Source organism: Aquabacterium sp. (genome assembly GCF_041909175.1).
Classification (GTDB): Bacteria; Pseudomonadota; Gammaproteobacteria; order Burkholderiales; family Burkholderiaceae_C; genus Aquabacterium.
The window spans coordinates 393,870-410,947 of record NZ_JAYRDZ010000001.1; the positions used below are offsets into that span (position 1 = coordinate 393,870).

Annotated in this window: 17 protein-coding genes; 16 read left to right on the top strand and 1 reads right to left on the bottom strand. The window is 63.0% G+C overall.

Features of this window, described 5'->3' with window-relative positions:
• The 6 genes from ACE3PH_RS01735 to ilvA all read left to right on the top strand — a co-directional run bounded on the left by ACE3PH_RS01735 (position 1) and on the right by ilvA (position 6,767).
• Complete coding sequence (locus ACE3PH_RS01735; protein WP_374315866.1) at positions 1 to 534, top strand: F0F1 ATP synthase subunit delta; 534 nt, start codon at positions 1 to 3, stop codon at positions 532 to 534.
• 130 nt (positions 535 to 664) lie between these two features.
• Entirely contained in the window at positions 665 to 2,218 is a 1,554-nt protein-coding gene (atpA, locus tag ACE3PH_RS01740) for a F0F1 ATP synthase subunit alpha (RefSeq protein ID WP_374315868.1), read from the top strand.
• Between the two features lie 11 nt (positions 2,219 to 2,229).
• The gene (gene atpG, locus ACE3PH_RS01745; protein WP_374315870.1) at positions 2,230 to 3,096 is read left to right on the top strand and encodes a F0F1 ATP synthase subunit gamma; all 867 of its coding nucleotides are present in this window, start codon (positions 2,230 to 2,232) and stop codon (positions 3,094 to 3,096) included.
• 31 nt (positions 3,097 to 3,127) lie between these two features.
• Complete coding sequence (atpD, locus tag ACE3PH_RS01750; RefSeq protein ID WP_374315872.1) at positions 3,128 to 4,540, top strand: F0F1 ATP synthase subunit beta; 1,413 nt, start codon at positions 3,128 to 3,130, stop codon at positions 4,538 to 4,540.
• 62 nt (positions 4,541 to 4,602) lie between these two features.
• Positions 4,603 to 5,019 carry a F0F1 ATP synthase subunit epsilon gene (locus ACE3PH_RS01755; RefSeq protein WP_374315874.1) on the top strand — a complete coding sequence of 139 codons (417 nt, stop codon included), beginning with the start codon at positions 4,603 to 4,605 and terminating at the stop codon, positions 5,017 to 5,019.
• Positions 5,020 to 5,156: 137 nt separating this feature from the next.
• The gene (ilvA, locus tag ACE3PH_RS01760; RefSeq protein ID WP_374315876.1) at positions 5,157 to 6,767 is read left to right on the top strand and encodes a threonine ammonia-lyase, biosynthetic; all 1,611 of its coding nucleotides are present in this window, start codon (positions 5,157 to 5,159) and stop codon (positions 6,765 to 6,767) included.
• A gap of 10 nt (positions 6,768 to 6,777) precedes the next feature.
• Here ilvA and ACE3PH_RS01765 read toward each other — a convergent pair whose 3' ends face one another.
• Complete coding sequence (locus ACE3PH_RS01765) at positions 6,778 to 7,395, bottom strand: hypothetical protein (protein WP_374315878.1); 618 nt, start codon at positions 7,393 to 7,395, stop codon at positions 6,778 to 6,780.
• A gap of 178 nt (positions 7,396 to 7,573) precedes the next feature.
• Between ACE3PH_RS01765 and gspG the strand changes: the two genes are divergently transcribed.
• From gspG to gspE, 10 genes are all read left to right on the top strand, one after another.
• Positions 7,574 to 8,035: a type II secretion system major pseudopilin GspG gene (gene gspG / locus ACE3PH_RS01770; RefSeq protein WP_374315880.1), complete on the top strand. Its 462-nt coding sequence runs from the start codon at positions 7,574 to 7,576 to the stop codon at positions 8,033 to 8,035.
• A 1-nt stretch (position 8,036) separates the two neighbouring features.
• Positions 8,037 to 8,486 (top strand): Tfp pilus assembly protein FimT/FimU, encoded by a 450-nt coding sequence (locus ACE3PH_RS01775; protein ID WP_374315883.1) that lies wholly within the window; start codon positions 8,037 to 8,039, stop codon positions 8,484 to 8,486.
• On the top strand, positions 8,483 to 8,875 hold the full coding sequence (gspI, locus tag ACE3PH_RS01780; RefSeq protein WP_374315885.1) for a type II secretion system minor pseudopilin GspI: 393 nt from the start codon (positions 8,483 to 8,485) through the stop codon (positions 8,873 to 8,875). The genes ACE3PH_RS01775 and gspI overlap by 4 nt, the downstream gene beginning before the upstream one ends.
• A gap of 3 nt (positions 8,876 to 8,878) precedes the next feature.
• Positions 8,879 to 9,529: a type II secretion system protein J gene (locus ACE3PH_RS01785; RefSeq protein ID WP_374315888.1), complete on the top strand. Its 651-nt coding sequence runs from the start codon at positions 8,879 to 8,881 to the stop codon at positions 9,527 to 9,529.
• Positions 9,529 to 10,578 carry a type II secretion system minor pseudopilin GspK gene (gspK, locus tag ACE3PH_RS01790; protein ID WP_374315890.1) on the top strand — a complete coding sequence of 350 codons (1,050 nt, stop codon included), beginning with the start codon at positions 9,529 to 9,531 and terminating at the stop codon, positions 10,576 to 10,578. Before ACE3PH_RS01785 ends, gspK begins: the two co-directional genes overlap by 1 nt.
• Before the next feature lie 85 nt (positions 10,579 to 10,663).
• Complete coding sequence (gene gspL, locus ACE3PH_RS01795; protein WP_374315892.1) at positions 10,664 to 11,929, top strand: type II secretion system protein GspL; 1,266 nt, start codon at positions 10,664 to 10,666, stop codon at positions 11,927 to 11,929.
• Positions 11,930 to 11,940: 11 nt separating this feature from the next.
• Positions 11,941 to 12,456: a type II secretion system protein GspM gene (gene gspM, locus ACE3PH_RS01800; RefSeq protein WP_374315894.1), complete on the top strand. Its 516-nt coding sequence runs from the start codon at positions 11,941 to 11,943 to the stop codon at positions 12,454 to 12,456.
• A gap of 13 nt (positions 12,457 to 12,469) precedes the next feature.
• The gene (gene gspN, locus ACE3PH_RS01805; RefSeq protein ID WP_374315896.1) at positions 12,470 to 13,378 is read left to right on the top strand and encodes a type II secretion system protein N; all 909 of its coding nucleotides are present in this window, start codon (positions 12,470 to 12,472) and stop codon (positions 13,376 to 13,378) included.
• A 3-nt stretch (positions 13,379 to 13,381) separates the two neighbouring features.
• Complete coding sequence (gene gspD, locus ACE3PH_RS01810; RefSeq protein WP_374315898.1) at positions 13,382 to 15,628, top strand: type II secretion system secretin GspD; 2,247 nt, start codon at positions 13,382 to 13,384, stop codon at positions 15,626 to 15,628.
• A gap of 21 nt (positions 15,629 to 15,649) precedes the next feature.
• Positions 15,650 to 17,074: a type II secretion system ATPase GspE gene (gene gspE, locus ACE3PH_RS01815; protein WP_374315900.1), complete on the top strand. Its 1,425-nt coding sequence runs from the start codon at positions 15,650 to 15,652 to the stop codon at positions 17,072 to 17,074.
• Positions 17,075 to 17,078: the final 4 nt, after the last annotated feature.

Here is a 17,078-nt window from a genome sequence, read left to right on the forward strand (position 1 = left end):
ATGGCTGAGCTCGCCACCATCGCCCGTCCTTACGCTGAAGCGCTGTTCAAAGCCGCGCCGGCTGCCGAGTCCCAAGTCTGGGTTGACCAGATGAAGGCCCTGGGTGCCGTGGCTGCCGATCCGCAAATCAAGTCGCTGGCCGACAACCCGAAGGTTACCGAGAGCCAGGTGTTCGACGTGATCGTGGCTGCTGCCAACGTCACGCTGGCGCCGGCCCTGGCCAATCTGCTGCGTACCGTTCTGGAAAACGGTCGCCTGGTCGCTCTGCCAGCCATGGTCGAGCAGTTCCAGGCCCTGATCCAGGCTCGCCAGGGTGTGGCCCAAGCGCATGTGTTCAGCCCCTATCCGATCGATGCTGCCCAACAGGCTGACATCATCGGTCCGCTGGAAAAGCGTTTCGGTCGCAAGCTGGAAGTCACGGTCGAACTCGATCCTTCTCTGATCGGCGGTGTGCGCGTCGTGGTGGGTGATGAAGTGCTCGACACTTCTGTCAAAGCCCGCCTCGAACGCATGAAGTCGAGCCTGATGGCTTGAGTCTCGTCAACGGTAAAGCCTATCGACGCAACCTAACAGTCGCTCAAACCGTGCCGGTGGCCTCCAGCCGCCGGTCGTTGTCAACGAGGTGTGCCTTCGCGCAGCCCTTGACCAGACTGGGAGCAAAGCAATGCAACTGAATCCCGCAGAAATTTCCGAACTGATCAAGAGCCGCATCGAGGGTCTCGGCGCGGCTGCCGACATTCGCAACCAAGGTACCGTCATCTCCGTGACCGACGGTATCGTTCGCGTGCACGGCTTGTCCGACGCGATGCAAGGCGAAATGTTGGAATTCCCCGCCAACGCCGCAGGTGTCCCCACCTACGGTATGGCACTGAACCTCGAGCGTGACTCCGTCGGCGCCGTGATTCTGGGCGAGTACGAACACATCTCTGAAGGCGACACCGTCAAGTGCACGGGCCGCATTCTGGAAGTGCCCGTCGGCCCCGAACTGGTTGGCCGCGTGGTGAACGCCCTGGGTCAGCCGATCGACGGCAAGGGCCCGATCAACGCCAAGCTGTCTTCTCCCATCGAGAAGATCGCCCCTGGTGTGATCGCCCGTGAATCCGTGTCGCAACCGCTGCAAACCGGTATCAAGTCCATCGACTCGATGGTGCCTATCGGCCGTGGCCAGCGCGAGCTGATCATCGGTGACCGTCAGACCGGCAAGACCGCTGTCGCCATCGACGCCATCATCAACCAGAAGGGTCAAGGCGTGACCTGTATCTACGTTGCCATCGGTCAGAAGGCATCGTCGATCAAGAACGTCGTGCGCGCTCTGGAACAAGCTGGCGCCATGGAATACACCATCGTGGTGGCTGCCTCGGCCTCTGACTCGGCTGCCATGCAGTTCGTGTCGGCCTACTCTGGCTGCGCCATGGGTGAATACTTCCGCGATCGTGGCCAAGACGCCCTGATCGTGTATGACGACCTGTCCAAGCAAGCTGTGGCCTATCGTCAAGTGTCGCTGCTGCTGCGCCGTCCTCCCGGCCGCGAAGCTTTCCCTGGCGACGTGTTCTACATCCACTCCCGTCTGCTGGAGCGTGCCGCTCGCGTGAACGCCGACTACGTCGAAGCTTTCACCAACGGCGAAGTGAAGGGCAAGACCGGTTCGCTGACCGCCCTGCCTATCATTGAAACGCAAGCAGGCGACGTGTCCGCTTTCGTTCCGACCAACGTGATCTCCATCACCGACGGTCAGATCTTCCTGGAAACCAGCCTGTTCAACGCCGGTATTCGTCCCGCCATCAACGCCGGTATCTCGGTGTCTCGCGTGGGTGGTGCCGCTCAGACCAAGCTGGTCAAGGGCCTGTCCGGCGGTATCCGTACCGACCTGGCTCAGTACCGTGAACTGGCTGCGTTCGCGCAGTTCGCCTCCGATCTGGACGATGCAACCCGCAAGCAGCTGGACCGTGGTGCCCGCGTGACCGAACTGCTCAAGCAGGCTCAGTACGCACCGCTGCCGGTTTCTCTGATGGGCGCGACCCTGTTCGCAGTGAACAAGGGCTACATGGACGACGTGGAAGTGAAGAAGATCCTGGCTTTCGAAGCCGGTCTGCACCAGTTCCTCAAGACCAGCCACGCTGCCCTGCTGAGCAAGCTCGAACAAACGAAGGCCTTGGACAAGGACGCTGAAGCCGAACTGCAATCGGCCATCGGCGCGTTCAAGAAGACCTTCGCTTAAAGGAGCACGCCATGGCGGCAGGCAAGGAAATACGCGGCAAGATCAAGAGCGTAGAGAACACCAAGAAGATCACCAAGGCCATGGAAATGGTCGCGGCTTCTAAGATGCGCAAGGCGCAGGACCGCATGCGTGCGGCCCGTCCTTACGCAGACAAGGTGCGCAACATCGCTGCCAACCTGGCCAAGGCCAATCCTGAGTACATCCATCCCTTCATGGTGGCCAATACGGGCGCCAAGAAGGTGGGTGTGATCGTGGTGACCACGGACAAGGGCCTGTGCGGCGGCCTGAACACGAACGTTCTGCGTAACGTGACGGCCAAGCTGCGTGAAATCGATGCTGCTGGCAAGACGGCTGAAGTCGTCGCCATCGGCAACAAGGGTTTCGGCTTTGTCAACCGTATCGGCGCCAAAGTGGTGTCGCATGCCACCCAGTTGGGTGACACGCCTCACCTCGAGAAGCTGATCGGTCCGGTCAAGGTGGTGCTCGACGCTTATGCTGCGGGTGAACTCGAAGCGGTCTATCTGTGCTACACGCGCTTCATCAACACGATGAAGCAGGAGCCGATGGTCGAGCAGCTGTTGCCCCTCAAGGCTGACAGCATGCAAGGCGAACAGAGCTACCAGTGGGATTACATCTACGAACCCGGCCCCGTGGCCGTGATCGATGAACTGCTGGTTCGCTATGTCGAGGCACTCGTGTATCAGGCCGTGGCCGAGAACATGGCGTCCGAACAATCGGCGCGCATGGTGGCCATGAAGGCCGCAACCGACAACGCTGGCAACGTGATCAACGAGCTGAAGCTGGTCTACAACAAGACCCGTCAGGCTGGTATCACGAAGGAACTGTCTGAAATCGTTGCCGGTGCGGCTGCGGTTTGACGCAAGATTTTATTGATTGAAGGAACGAAAAATGGCGAACACTCAAGCAGTGGGCAAGATCGTTCAGTGTATCGGCGCCGTGGTGGACGTGGAATTCCCCCGCGACCAGATGCCCAAGGTGTACGACGCCCTGAAGATGGATGGCTCGACGCTGACCCTGGAAGTTCAACAGCTTCTGGGCGACGGCGTGGTCCGTACCATCGCGCTGGGTTCTTCTGACGGTCTGCGCCGCGGCATGGTCGTGAGCAACACCGGCAACCCCATCACCGTGCCGGTCGGCCCCGCTACCCTGGGCCGCATCATGGACGTGCTGGGCAACCCCATCGACGAACGTGGCCCTGTGGACCTGACGAAAACCGCGTCGATCCACCGCAAGGCTCCCGCTTACGACGAACTGTCTCCCTCGACCGAGCTGCTGGAAACCGGCATCAAGGTGATCGACTTGGTCTGCCCGTTCGCCAAGGGCGGTAAGGTGGGTCTGTTCGGTGGCGCCGGTGTGGGCAAGACCGTGAACATGATGGAACTCATCAACAACATCGCCAAGGCTCACTCGGGTCTGTCGGTGTTCGCTGGTGTGGGCGAGCGTACCCGTGAAGGTAACGACTTCTATCATGAAATGTCGGACGCTGGCGTGGTGAAGCAAGACAACCTGGGCGAGTCCAAGGTTGCGATGGTTTACGGTCAGATGAACGAGCCGCCGGGCAACCGTCTGCGCGTGGCCCTGACCGGTCTGACGATGGCCGAGTCGTTCCGCGACGAGGGCAAGGACGTGCTGTTCTTCGTGGACAACATCTACCGCTACACCCTGGCTGGTACCGAAGTGTCCGCTCTGCTGGGTCGTATGCCTTCCGCTGTGGGTTACCAACCGACCCTGGCTGAAGAAATGGGCCGTCTGCAAGAGCGCATCACGTCGACCAAGGTCGGCTCGATCACCTCGATCCAGGCCGTGTACGTGCCAGCCGATGACTTGACTGACCCGTCGCCTGCCACCACCTTCGCCCACTTGGACTCCACCGTCGTGCTGTCTCGTGACATCGCTTCGCTGGGTATCTACCCCGCTGTGGACCCGCTGGACTCGACCTCGCGTCAGCTGGACCCGCACGTGGTTGGTGAAGAGCACTACTCCGTGGCCCGCGCCGTGCAAGGCACGCTGCAGCGCTACAAGGAACTGCGCGACATCATCGCCATTCTGGGTATGGACGAACTGGCTCCGGAAGACAAGCTCACCGTGGCACGCGCTCGTAAGATCCAGCGTTTCCTGTCGCAGCCTTTCCACGTGGCCGAAGTGTTCACTGGCTCGCCTGGCAAGTATGTGCCTCTGAAGGAAACCATCCGTGGCTTCAAGATGATTGTGAACGGCGAGTGCGACAGCCTGCCCGAGCAAGCCTTCTACATGGTTGGTACCATCGACGAGGCCTTCGAGAAGGCCAAGAGCCTCAACTAAGCGGCATACAGGGCGCCGGACCGTTCCGGCGCCAGGTCTGTCGCTCTCACTGAGAGAGCACCATGTCCACCATTCACGTTGACGTTGTCTCGGCCGAAGAGAACATCTTTTCGGGCGAAGCCACGCTGGTGTCCCTGCCTGGTGAAGTGGGCGAGCTCGGCATTCTGCCGAAGCACGCTCCGCTGATCACCCGCATCAAGCCGGGCGCCGTGCGCATTCAGCGTGCCGACAACAACGAAGAAGAATTCGTCTTCGTGGCCGGCGGCATCCTGGAAGTGCAACCGCAATGCGTGACCGTTCTGGCCGACACCGCCATCCGCGGCAAGGACCTGGACGAGGCCAAGGCTCAGGAAGCCAAGCGTCTGGCTGAAGAGGCCGTTCAGAACGCCAAGGGCGAACTGGACCTGGCTCGTGCCCAGAGCGAACTGGTCACGATGGTCGCCCAACTGGCTGCCATCCGCCGTCTGCGCAAGAAGTGATCTGCCGTGGTGGTGCACCGCAAGGTGTGCTGCCCAAGCCAGTCAAGCCCACGGTTAGCCCCGTGGGCTTTTTCATTGGGGCTGCGCAAGAGTAGACTGTGAAGCTCCTTTCCCATTCCGATACCGGAGTCGTTTCGATGTCCACCGTGCGTACCGAGGCGAGCGCAAAGCGTCGCCCCACCAAGAAGACCACCACCAGTCCTGCCAAGCCCCGCGTACGCCACCTCACCATTCAGGACTACCTGCAAAAGATTCTGACCAGCCGCGTGTACGACGTGGCAGTCGAGACGTCTCTGGACGAGGCGCGCAATCTGTCGCGCCGGCTGGGCCACAAGGTGCTGCTGAAGCGCGAAGACCAGCAGCCGGTGTTCAGCTTCAAGCTGCGTGGCGCCTACAACAAGATGGCCAAGCTCAGCAAGGCACACATGGCCAAGGGTGTGATCTGCGCGTCTGCCGGCAACCATGCACAAGGTGTGGCCCTGGGCGCCCGTCGATTGGGCTGTCAGGCCACGATTGTGATGCCGACCACGACCCCGCAGGTGAAGATCGATGCCGTGCGCGCCTTCGGCGGCGACAACGTCCAGATCGTGCTGCACGGCGAGAGCTACACCGATGCAGCTTTCCACGCGCGTGAGCTGGAGAAGAAAAAAGGCATGACCTTCGTGCACCCGTTTGATGACCCGGAGGTCATCGCGGGGCAGGGGACGGTCGCCATGGAAATCTTGCGCCAGCACTCGGGTCCGATCGACGCTGTCTTTGTGGCCATCGGCGGTGGTGGATTGATCAGCGGGGTGGCTGCCTACATCAAGGCAGTGCGCCCGGAGATCAAGGTGATTGGTGTGCAGATGAACGACTCCGACGCCATGGTGCGGTCGGTGAAGGCGGGCAAGCGCGTGACCTTGTCGGACGTCGGCCTGTTCTCTGATGGGACCGCCGTGAAACTGGTTGGCGAAGAGACGCTGAGACTCGCGCGCCAGGTGGTGGATGACTTCGTGATCGTCAACACCGATGCCGTGTGCGCTGCCATCAAGGACATCTACCAGGACACCCGTTCGATTGTGGAGCCCGCTGGTGCCATGGGCGTGGCTGCGATCAAGCAGTATGCCGAGCGCCATGGTGGTCAAGGCAAGACCTATGTGGCCATCAACTGCGGCGCGAACATGAACTTCGACCGCCTGCGGTTTGTCGCGGAGCGGGCGGAAGTGGGTGAAGAGCGCGAAGCCTTGCTGGCTGTGACCATCCCGGAAGAACGAGGCTCTTTCAAGCGTTTCTGCGAGATGATCGGTTCTCGCAGTGTCACCGAGTTCAATTACCGCATCTCGGACGAAAAGCAGGCCCATGTCTTCGTTGGCATGAGCACCAAGGAGAAGGGCGAGTCTCGCAAGATGGCGGCCCAGTTCGTGAAGCAGGGCTTTGCCACCGTCGACCTGACGCAGGACGAACTGGCCAAGACGCACCTGCGGCACATGGTGGGTGGGCGGTCCTCGCTGGCAGAAGGCGAGCGTCTCTACAGCTTCATTTTCCCCGAGCGACCCGGGGCGCTGATGTCCTTCCTGACGGGCCTGCCGCCGGGCTGGAACATCAGCCTTTTCCACTACCGCAACCAGGGGGCCGACTATGGCCGCATCCTGGTGGGGTTGCAAGTGCCCAAGGCAGAAGTGAAGTCCATCAAGAAAGTGCTCGACGGACTAGGCTGTATCTACGTTGACGAAAGCCGTAACCCGGCTTACCGGCTGTTCCTGCGCTGAACGGCTGTGCTCAGCGGTATTCCTGCGGGACGCTGCTGAGCGCCCCGTTTTCGGCTCCAGGGCCACCGGGGGGCGCCATGCGGGGTTCGTTGCTGTTGCTCCCACCCTGGGGCACCGCTGGCTGCTGTGGTGGATGCAGGTTGGCGGAGGTGCTCAGCCCCGGTGCCGGTGCAACCGTTCCGGTGGCGGGCATGGGCAAAGCGGGCAGGTCAAGCCGCACAGCGGCCGGGCTGCCTGCTGGACCGACTTCAATTTGCCGCTGGCTGACCTTTTGCAGAATCAGATCACCGTCAATGGCGTGGCCAATGCCGACAGCGCGAGGCGGTTTCCCGTCAACCGACAGCAGGGCCAGCCCGCCAGCCCGACTGCCGTCGTGCAGTGCCACGACACCCAGCAGCCTGATCCGGCCGGCGAGTGCCGAGGCAGAGCCTGCGTCAGGCGGGCGGTTGCTGCCGTCAGCTGAGGCGACCAGCAGCCTGCGGATGTCACCATGGGTACCGGCTCCGGCGCTGACCGTGACGGCCTGAGCAGGCACGCCCGTGGCTGGCGCAAGCCAGCGCAGGCCCCAATAGGCGATACTGGCCGCCACGGCGGCCCAGATGATGAAGGCGGAGACACGAGCTGTCATGATGGGCCATTATCATGCGCTTTGCTGGCTGGAAGATGTCAGAAACAGTCAGCGGGGCTCGGGTAGATCCCGCATGTCATTCCTGTTGGTCTCAGGCATGCTCGCCACTCCGGTGCCCGAGGGAACCAAACCACCCAGGTCAGGCTCCCAGACCCACTGTCACGATATGGATCAGAAAATGAAGGTGTTGCAGCAAGGAATCAAGTCGGCATGGACCCCTTTTGGACGTGCTGCGGCGCGGGGGTTCACCCTCATCGAACTGATGGTCGTACTGGTCATCATTGGCCTGCTGGCGGCCCTGATCGTTCCCAATGTGCTCGACCGGGCAGACGACGCGCGTGTCACGACCGCGCGGACCGATGTGAACAACCTGATGCAGGCGCTCAAGCTGTATCGCCTGGACAACCAGACCTACCCGTCTGCAGAGCAAGGGTTGCAGGCCCTGGTGATCCGGCCAACGACGGGTTCGATTCCGCCCAACTGGAAGCAGTACCTGGAGAAGCTGCCCAATGACCCATGGGGTCACCCCTACCAATATGTGAACCCGGGCGTCAAGGGGCCGATCGACGTGTTCAGCTTCGGGGCAGACGGTCAGTCGGGTGGCGAGGGCAAGGACGCCGATATCGGCTCCTGGCAGTAAGGTGAAACCGGCCCGCGGCTTCACGCTGCTGGAGTTGATGGTGGTGGTGGCGTTGATCGCCATTTCCACCGCGGTGGTTGCTTTGACCGTCCCTGACCCATCATCGACGCGGTTGGAGCGTGAGGGCGTGCGCCTGGCAGCGATCCTGGAGTCCGCGAGGGCGCAGGCCAGAGCCGGTGCCATGACGGTGGTCTGGGTGCCGCAGTCCAAGGGGCCGGATACCGATTACCAGTTCATTGGTTTGCCCGAGGCCTTGCTGCCTTCCTTGCGCTGGGATGATCGGGAGGTACAGGCTGAGGTGCTGGGCAGCCGGTCGATCGTGCTGGGCCCTGAGCCGGTGATCGGTGCGCAAAGCGTGGTGCTGCGGCTGGCCGATCGCCAGGTGGTGATTCGCACGGATGGGTTGTCGCCTTTTGCCCTGGCCAACGACACCGAGGATGGCGGCTCATGATGGCTGACGGACGGCATTTTTCCGGTGGGGGGCGCACTGGCACCGGGATGACCCTGATCGAGGTGCTGGTGGCGCTGGCGATTGTCGCCATCACACTGGCGGCAGGTATCAAGGCTGCGGGTGGACTGACCATGAATGCGCAGCGCATGAGCGACCTGACGCTGGCGCAGTGGTGCGCGGAGAACCAACTGACGGCCCTTGTGTTGGCCGATGCGTATCCGTCGGTCGGGGACAGCCAGTTCTCCTGTGGGCAGCTTGGGCGCGCCTTTATCGGCAAGATGGGGGTGCGACCGACCCCGAACGCGAATTTCCGCAGGGTGGACGTTCAGATGTTTGATGAAGCCAACCAGCCCGTGGTGAAGCTGTCGACTGTGCTGCCGAGGTACTGATATATGAGACGCGAGCGACGCCATTCCGGCCGAGGCTTCACCCTCATTGAGGTGCTGGTCTCTCTGCTGATCCTGTCTGTGCTGGCCGCAACGGCGTGGAAGGGCATGGATGCGATTACCCGCGCACGCGACATCTCGAAAGGTCAACTGCAGCGTACCTTGCGTCTGCAATCGGTGCTGTCTCAGTGGGAGCTGGATATCGGCGCCGTGATGGACACCCTGGTGGTCGATGCATTCGAGTTCGACGGGGCACGCATGCGCCTGACTCGACGGGCACCCGGCGGCATGCAGGTTGTGGTCTGGAGCGTTCGAAACGGACAGCTTGAGCGGTGGGCCAGCCCGGTGGTGACGCAGGTTGGCGATCTGGAGTCGGCGTGGCGCCGCTCCTACCAGCTCCAGGGGCAGGAGCCCGGCACATTGGTGGCGTTGCCTGGGGTGGTGCAGTGGCAGGCCTACTGTTATCGCGCCAACGCCTGGAGCAATTGCCAGTCGTCAGGTGACGTGAGCAGTTCCTCCTCGACATTGAGCAGCAGCAAGCGGGTGTTGTTGCCCAGCGGCGTCCGCACGGTGTTCACCCTCGGTGAGGGCAGCGGGTTCGGCGGCACGCTGACCCGTGATGTGCTGATGGCAGCGCAACCAGGAGGGACCAGTTGATGGCAGCTATCGGCCCTGCACGTGTGCAACAGCGTGGTGCGGCCTTGTTGATGGCCATGGTGATTGTCACCCTGGTGGCGACCATCGCTTCTACCATGGTGTGGCAGCAGTGGCGTGCTGTGCAGGTCGAAGCAGCAGAGCGCGCCCGATCGCAGGCCCACTGGGTGCTGGTCGGCGCACTGGACTGGTCCCGCCTCATCTTGCGCGAGGACGCGAATACCAAGACGGATGGTCAGCTCGTTGACCACCTGGGCGAGCCCTGGGCGGTCGAGCTGGCCGAGGCGCGTCTGTCAAGCTTTCTGGCCGCGGACAAGAACAACACCGACGACGGTCCGGAGGCATTCCTGTCGGGCAAGATTGAAGACGCGACGGCGCGCTACAACCTCCGGCATGTCCTGGGCAGCGACGGCCAGATCGATACCAAGGAGCTTGGCGTGCTCAAGCGTCTCTGTGAATACGCGGGGGTGCAGTCGTCCGTCGCGGATTTCCTGGCCAAGGCACTGGCCAAGGCGACGCTGGCGGTGATGTCCTCCTCGGACACCAGCGCCATGGATCGGTTGGGGGGCAGTCAGGCGCGGGCACAGGCGCCACTGATGCCGCAAAGCATGGACCAGCTGGTGTGGCTGGGGGTGGATGCCGCTACTGTGGAGCGCTTGCGGCCGTGGGTCACGCTGCTGCCTTATCAGGCGAGCGGGACCAAGGTCAACATCAATACGGCGCCGCGAGAGGTGATCGCTGCGGTGGTCGATGGCCTTGACCTGGCTGGCGCAGAGCGACTGGTACAGATCCGTCAACGCAACCCCTTCGACTCACTGAGCGAGGCGTTGAAGCAACTGGGCAAGTCCAGTCTGAACCTGGATAGGATGGACGTGGCTTCGGACTATTTCTTCGTGCGCGGACGCCTGCGTCTGGAGGACAACATCATCGAGCAGCGTCATCTGGTGCAGCGACGGGTCAATGGAAACGAGGTCATCGTGCGGTTCCAGGACACCTCTTCGAGCACGGACCCGCGTGTCACCGCCGCGGTTGAGGGGCGTATCAATCCTTAAATGTCGCGTGTTTTCACGCTTCTACAATGCGGAACCGTTTACCCTTGTCCTTTTGTGACATGTTCGTCTCTCATCGTGAGCAGACATGACTACCCTCATCATCCAATTGCCGGCGCGTTCGCGCTTCCTGACTGATTCGGCCGGGACCGATTCCTCTGCGTCCGCAGCGGTCGGCCCGAAGGAATTTGCCTATGTCCTGACCGAGGATGGTGACAGCGTGGCCCGTCATGGTTGTTGCGCCCTGCCGCTGATGCCCCGTGCCGACACGGTGGTGGCGGTGATGGCCCCAGCCGATGTCAGCTGGCACCGACTGAGTCTGCCCAAGGCGCCAGCAGCGAAATTGCGTGCAGCACTGGCGAGCATGCTGGAGGAGTTTCTGCTCACGGACGCCGAGGACATGCACTTCGCCTTGGCGCCCGGAGGCAAGGCGGGGCAACCCACCTGGGTGGCTGCTTGCGACCACACCTGGTTGACAGGCTTGCTGATGCAGGTCGAGAAGGCGCGCATTCGGCTGGACCGGGTGGTGCCTGGGGTCTGGCCCGATGAGCCCGCATCCGGCTATTTCCATGAGGCGGGTACCGACAGCGCGCCATCCAGCGCAGCGGGCACCCCGACAGTGATGCTCACCTGGTCGACGCAGGACGGCGTAGCCAGTTGGCCATTGACCGGCAGCCTGGCTCGTGGACTGCTGCCTGAGGTGTTGCCACCGCAGGCGCGGTTTTTCGCGACCCCGCCGGTTGCGGCGCCAGCAGAGCGCTGGCTGGGGCACGTGGTGACGGTTCAGTCACACGCCGAGCACCTCTTGCAGGCCAATCGCTCGCTGTGGAACTTGTTGCAGTTCGACCTGACGCCACGCAGCAAGGGGCTCAACGCGGTGAGCGCTTACTGGCGTCAGTTCCAGAGTCCATCCTGGCGTGCTGCGCGGGTTGGGGTGGCGGTGTTGGCTGCTGTGCAGTTGCTGGGGCTGAATCTGTGGGCTTGGCACGAGGCCCGTCAGGTCAAGCTGAAAAAGGCAGACATGGTGCGTGTGCTGCAGCAAACCTATCCCCAGGTACGTGCCGTGATCGATGCACCTGTGCAGATGCGCCGGGAAACCGAGATCTTGCGCGCGCTGGGTGGACTGCCCGGCGACAGCGATCTGGAGTCGTTGATGGGTGCCATGGCGGTGGCCTGGCCGAAAGGCGAACCGACCGAGCGCTTGCGCTATGACGGCACCTCGCTGAGTGTGGCTCAACCCCGCGCCTGGGGCCCTGCGGATATTGAACAGTTCCGCAGCAAGGTGTGCGCAACGGGTGCCTGGGTCGAGGCGTCCGATGGTCGTCTGGTGGTTCGGCGCGGACAGAAAGGTTGAGGGGATTGGACATGAGTGCAGTAGAGCCATCCTCCGTGGCAGAGTTCAAGCAGCAATGGCTGGCGCGCTGGCGAACCATGGCGCCACGGGAGCGCCAGCTGGTCCTGGCCGCAGCCTGGCTGGCAGGGCTGGTGTTGCTGGTCATGCTGGCCATTCGGCCGGCGGTGAAGACCTTGCGTGAGACGCCCGCCCAGTTGGCCGAGGTCAATGCCCAGCTGGACGAGATGAACCGTTTCGCGGCAGAGGCCGTGGCGCTCAAGCAGTTGCCGCCTGTGCCACCTGCACAGGCCAAGGCTGCGCTGGAGGCCTCGATTGACCGGCTGGGTGATGGGGCGAAGCTGTCCAGTCAGGGTGACCGCATCACCGTCGTGCTGAAGTCGGTGTCGGGCGGCGACCTGCTCGACTGGCTGACTGAAGTGCGCTCGTCTGCACGGGTTCGTCCGCTGGAGGCTGATCTCGAGGAGGTCGAGCCGGGTGTCTACAACGGAAGCATCGCGCTGGCCCTGCCAGCCGGTGCACCACGCTGAGGGTAGCGTCAGCATGGCGGCGTTCCCCCGTTCCAATCCAGCCGGTTGGTGGGCAGGCCGCATGGCGGCCACCACGCGCTGGATGGAGTCCACCCTGGAGGTTGTGCGCTGGGAAAACATGCGCCGCGCGGGCCGTCGATGGGGCTGGTGGGGTGCTGCGGCAGGCACCGTGATCGGATTGCTGGCCTACGCGCCCGCCCCCTGGCTGGCGCAACTGGTGGTTGAAACATCGCAGGGGCGTGTGTTGTTGGCCGAGTCCAGCGGCACCGTCTGGCACGGCAGTGCCGTCGTGGTCCTGACCGGCGGGCGAGGCAGCCGGGACGCGGCGGCCTTGCCTGGCCGCTTGAACTGGGACCTCGGCTGGCAGTCCGGAGGGCTGCGTCTGACCTTGCAGCAGGATTGCTGTGTGCCGACGCCGCTGGTGTTGCTGGTGCAGCCTCGTTGGTCCGAGACACGTCTGACGGTTCAGCCGGGCCAGAGTGGGCCTCGGGGGGCTCAGCTCGGCCATTGGCCGGCGGCCTGGTTGACCGGATTGGGAACACCCTGGAACACGCTCCAGCTGGGAGGCACCATCCACTTGTCCGGCCAGCAACTGGCGTTGGTGTGGACGCGCAGTGGTGTATTGAAAATGGATGGTCAGGCGACGGTGGTGCTGGACAACATGTCCTCCAGTCTGTCGACCCTGGACCGGCTGGGTTCATATCGAATGGATGTCCAGGGTGAGCCGCAGGGGCCGATCACCTTGAACCTGTCTACGCTGGACGGCGCCTTGCAGTTGTCCGGGCAAGGGGAGTTGGGCCCCCGCGGAATGCGCTTCCGCGGGGAGGCCAGTGCCACACCGCAAGAGCGGGGGGCACTCGATAATTTGTTGAACATCATCGGTCGTCGCTCTGGCGACCGCTCTGTCATAACGATTGGATAAGTCATGATGACCCATCCTCAGATTCCATCTCGCGCGTTGGCGCTGGTGACCGCACTGGCGCTGTGCCTGGGGCCTGGTGGCCTGCTGCCCGCATCGATGGGGGGAGCGGCCCTGGCGGCCGGTGTCAAAAAGGGAGAGGCTGCGGTCACGCTCAATTTCGTGAATGCGGAAATCGAGGGTGTGGCGCGTGCCATGGCGGCCATCGTGGGCCACCAGATCATGGTTGACCCACGGGTCAAGGGCAACATCACGCTGTACAGCGAGCAGCCCCTGACACCGCGTGAGGCCTATCTGAACTTCCTGGCCGCATTGCGGGGCCAAGGCTATACCGTGGTCGAAACCGGCGGGCTGCTCAAGGTTGTGCCGGAAGCGGAGGCCAAGCTGCAGACCGGCACGGTCGAGGTGGGCGCGGTCAAGCGCTCGGGGGATCAGGTGATCACGCAGATCTTCCGCCTGCAGCATGAAAACGCCAATAACCTGGTGCCGGTGCTGCGCCCCTTGATCAGCCCGAACAACACGATCAATGCGAATGCGGCCAGCAACACGCTGGTGATCACCGATTACGCGGACAACCTCAAGCGCATTGGGCAAATGATCGCGGCCATGGACGTGCCGGCCGCAACCGACATGGAAGCCATGCCGCTGCAGTACGCTGTGGCGGCTGATCTGGCTCCGATTGTGCAGAAGCTGGCCGATGGTGGCGGTACCGCCACCGCGCCCGGTGCGGCAGCGACAGGCCAGACCACGATGGTGCTGCCTGATTCGCGCACGAACACCTTGCTGGTCAAGGCGCCCAACCCGGCCCGGCTGGCCCTGGTGCGCACCTTGATCCAGCGACTGGACAAGCCCGGCACGTCCGGGCTGGGCGGCAGTGGCATCCATGTGGTTTACCTGCGCAACGCCGACGCGGTCCGACTGGCACAGGTGCTGCGTGCGGCCTATCCGAATGCCGGCAATGGCGGCACGGCCACGCAAGGCAGTGGCACACCGAGCCAGTCAGGCAATCAACCGTCCCAGAACAACCTGAGCTCCAGCAGCAGTTCGTCCAGCTCATCCAGCACATCGACGCAGTCGACCACCCCCGTGACGGCCGCAGCGCAGCCCAACACGGGCGGGTATATCCAGGCTGATCCGAGTACCAACTCCCTGATCATCACGGCCACGGATGCGGTCTACCGGCAACTGCGTGCCGTGATCGACCAGCTGGATGGCCGCCGTGCGCAGATCTACATCGAAGCGATGGTGGTCGAGGTCAATGCCGAGAAGGCGGCGCAGTTTGGCATCCAGTGGGCGGGTGCGCTGGGCAACACCGGTTCGAGCAACCTGCTGGCGCTGGGCACCTCGCTGACGGCAGGCACCATTCCGAGCATCGTGAGTGTGGCCTCTGATGCGACCACGGCACTGGCCAGTGCGGGCGGGCTCAACATCGGGACGGTCCACAAGTACAGCAACGGCACCTACGGCTTGTCGTCGCTGGCGACTTTCCTGCAGACCAATGCCGATGGCAATGTGCTGTCGACGCCGAACCTGATCACGCTGGACAATGAAGAGGCCAAGATCGTGGTGGGCAAGAACGTGCCTTTCGTGACCGGCACCTACACCACGACGACCACGTCGAGTGGCACGGTCAGCCCGTTCCAGACGGTGGACCGCAAGGATGTGGGCCTGACCCTGCGGGTGCGACCGCAAGTGGGCGAGGGTGGCACAGTGCGCATGACCGTGTACCAGGAGAAGTCGGACATCCAGTCGGGCACGGAAACCAATACCAATGGTCCGACCACCGTGAAGAGCTCCATTGAAACCACGGTGGTGGTCGACGATGGCCAGGTGATGGTGCTGGGCGGCTTGCTGGAGGACTCTTATTCGCTGGACAACAGCCAGGTGCCGGGCTTGGGTGACCTGCCCTGGATCGGCAACCTGTTCAAGGCGCAGTCGCGTACCCGCAAGAAGACCAACCTGATGGTTTTCCTGCGCCCGATCGTGATGCGCACCCAGGAAGCCAGCAACACCATGACGATGGACCGCTACGAATACATGCGCCAACGTCAGGTCGAATCCAAGCCGACAGAGAGTTCGCTGCTGCCTATCAATGAGGTGCCGCAGATGGACCCCTTGAAGTTGTCGAACTCGATCAAGATGCCGTCGGTCAATCAGCCGCTGGATGATCCGCAGGCGACTCCGCCGACGGTGGTGATGCCGGGCAACTCCGGTTATGTGCCCAAGCTGGCCCCGGCGACCACCACCCCCTGAGGCTACTGCGGAGAACACGCCATGGCCGCTCGCCACCCTTTGCCGTATGCCTTTGCGAAGGCCAATAACCTGCTGCTCGAATGCGATCACGAGCGTGCCACCCTGTGGGCATCCGAATCGGTGTCGCCTTCGGCGCTGTCCGAGGTGACCCGGCTGTTTGCCATCGATGTGATCGAGCGCGAGGAGCGTGAATCGCTGGGGCGGCGCATTGCTGCGGCGTACGCTGGCGGCGAAAGCAGTGCCGCCGCAGTGGTCGGGGAAGTCGAAAGCGCGGTGGACCTGTCTCGCATGATGCAAGACCTGCCCGCGGTGGAAGACTTGCTCGAAGCGTCGAATGACGCGCCCATCATCCGCATGCTCAATGCCTTGCTGACGCAGGCCGCCAAGGATGGGGCTTCCGACATCCACATCGAGCCCTATGAGCGCAGCTCCTCGGTGCGCTTCCGGGTGGATGGCACCTTGCGTGAAGTGGTGCAACCCAACAAGGCATTGCACGCGGCGCTGATCTCGCGCCTGAAGATCATGGCCGAGCTCGACATTTCCGAAAAGCGCCTGCCTCAGGATGGCCGGATCAGCTTGCGCATTGGTGGTCGTGCGGTGGATGTGCGGGTGTCGACCTTGCCGTCGGCTCATGGCGAGCGCGCCGTGCTGCGTTTGCTGGACAAGGGCGACTCGACCAAGTTCACGCTGGAGTCGCTGGGCATGAGTGGCGAGTTGCTCGACAAGTTCAAGCGCCTGCTGCGTCAGCCGCACGGCATCGTGCTGGTGACCGGCCCGACCGGCTCCGGCAAGACCACCACGCTGTACGCGGGTCTGAGCACCATCGACTCGAGCACGACCAATGTGCTGACCGTGGAAGACCCGGTGGAATACGAGCTGCCCGGCATCGGTCAGACCCAGGTCAACGCGAAGATTGACCTGACGTTTGCGAAGGCGCTGCGCGCCATCCTGCGTCAGGACCCGGACGTCATCATGATCGGTGAAATCCGTGACCTGGAGACCGCACAGATTGCGGTGCAGGCCTCGCTGACCGGTCACCTGGTGCTGGCAACCTTGCACACCAATGATGCCGTCAGCGCGGTGACCCGTCTGACCGACATGGGCATCGAGCCCTTCCTGCTGAGCTCCAGCCTGCTGGGCGTGCAGGCGCAGCGCCTGGTGCGCAAGCTGTGCACGCACTGCAAGCGTCAGGATGAGCAAGGGCGCTGGCACCCCGTGGGTTGCCCGGAGTGCGGCATGAGCGGCTACAAGGGGCGCACAGGGGTCTACGAGTTGCTGGTGTGCGATGACCAGATCCGCAGCCTGATCCATGCGCAGGCATCGGAAGCCAAGATCTTTGAGGCCGCCGCGCAGACGGGCATGAAGCTCATGCGTGAAGACGGTGACCGCCTTGTGGCGCAAGGCGTGACCTCGCTGGAGGAAGTGCTGCGCGTGACGCGCGAATAAGGAT

What these genes read in the sequence shown, in the direction of transcription:
- gspI (WP_374315885.1), top strand. Translation starts at nt 8,483, where the DNA reads ATGATGGCTGACGGACGGCATTTTTCCGGTGGGGGGCGCACTGGCACC.
- gspK (WP_374315890.1), top strand. Translation starts at nt 9,529, where the DNA reads ATGGCAGCTATCGGCCCTGCACGTGTGCAACAGCGTGGTGCGGCCTTG.
- gspM (WP_374315894.1), top strand. Translation starts at nt 11,941, where the DNA reads ATGAGTGCAGTAGAGCCATCCTCCGTGGCAGAGTTCAAGCAGCAATGG.
- gspN (WP_374315896.1), top strand. Translation starts at nt 12,470, where the DNA reads ATGGCGGCGTTCCCCCGTTCCAATCCAGCCGGTTGGTGGGCAGGCCGC.
- gspL (WP_374315892.1), top strand. Translation starts at nt 10,664, where the DNA reads ATGACTACCCTCATCATCCAATTGCCGGCGCGTTCGCGCTTCCTGACT.
- atpA (WP_374315868.1), top strand. Translation starts at nt 665, where the DNA reads ATGCAACTGAATCCCGCAGAAATTTCCGAACTGATCAAGAGCCGCATC.
- atpD (WP_374315872.1), top strand. Translation starts at nt 3,128, where the DNA reads ATGGCGAACACTCAAGCAGTGGGCAAGATCGTTCAGTGTATCGGCGCC.
- ACE3PH_RS01765 (WP_374315878.1), bottom strand. Translation starts at nt 7,395, where the DNA reads ATGACAGCTCGTGTCTCCGCCTTCATCATCTGGGCCGCCGTGGCGGCC.
- ilvA (WP_374315876.1), top strand. Translation starts at nt 5,157, where the DNA reads ATGTCCACCGTGCGTACCGAGGCGAGCGCAAAGCGTCGCCCCACCAAG.
- gspE (WP_374315900.1), top strand. Translation starts at nt 15,650, where the DNA reads ATGGCCGCTCGCCACCCTTTGCCGTATGCCTTTGCGAAGGCCAATAAC.
- gspG (WP_374315880.1), top strand. Translation starts at nt 7,574, where the DNA reads ATGAAGGTGTTGCAGCAAGGAATCAAGTCGGCATGGACCCCTTTTGGA.
- ACE3PH_RS01755 (WP_374315874.1), top strand. Translation starts at nt 4,603, where the DNA reads ATGTCCACCATTCACGTTGACGTTGTCTCGGCCGAAGAGAACATCTTT.
- gspD (WP_374315898.1), top strand. Translation starts at nt 13,382, where the DNA reads ATGATGACCCATCCTCAGATTCCATCTCGCGCGTTGGCGCTGGTGACC.
- ACE3PH_RS01785 (WP_374315888.1), top strand. Translation starts at nt 8,879, where the DNA reads ATGAGACGCGAGCGACGCCATTCCGGCCGAGGCTTCACCCTCATTGAG.
- atpG (WP_374315870.1), top strand. Translation starts at nt 2,230, where the DNA reads ATGGCGGCAGGCAAGGAAATACGCGGCAAGATCAAGAGCGTAGAGAAC.
- ACE3PH_RS01735 (WP_374315866.1), top strand. Translation starts at nt 1, where the DNA reads ATGGCTGAGCTCGCCACCATCGCCCGTCCTTACGCTGAAGCGCTGTTC.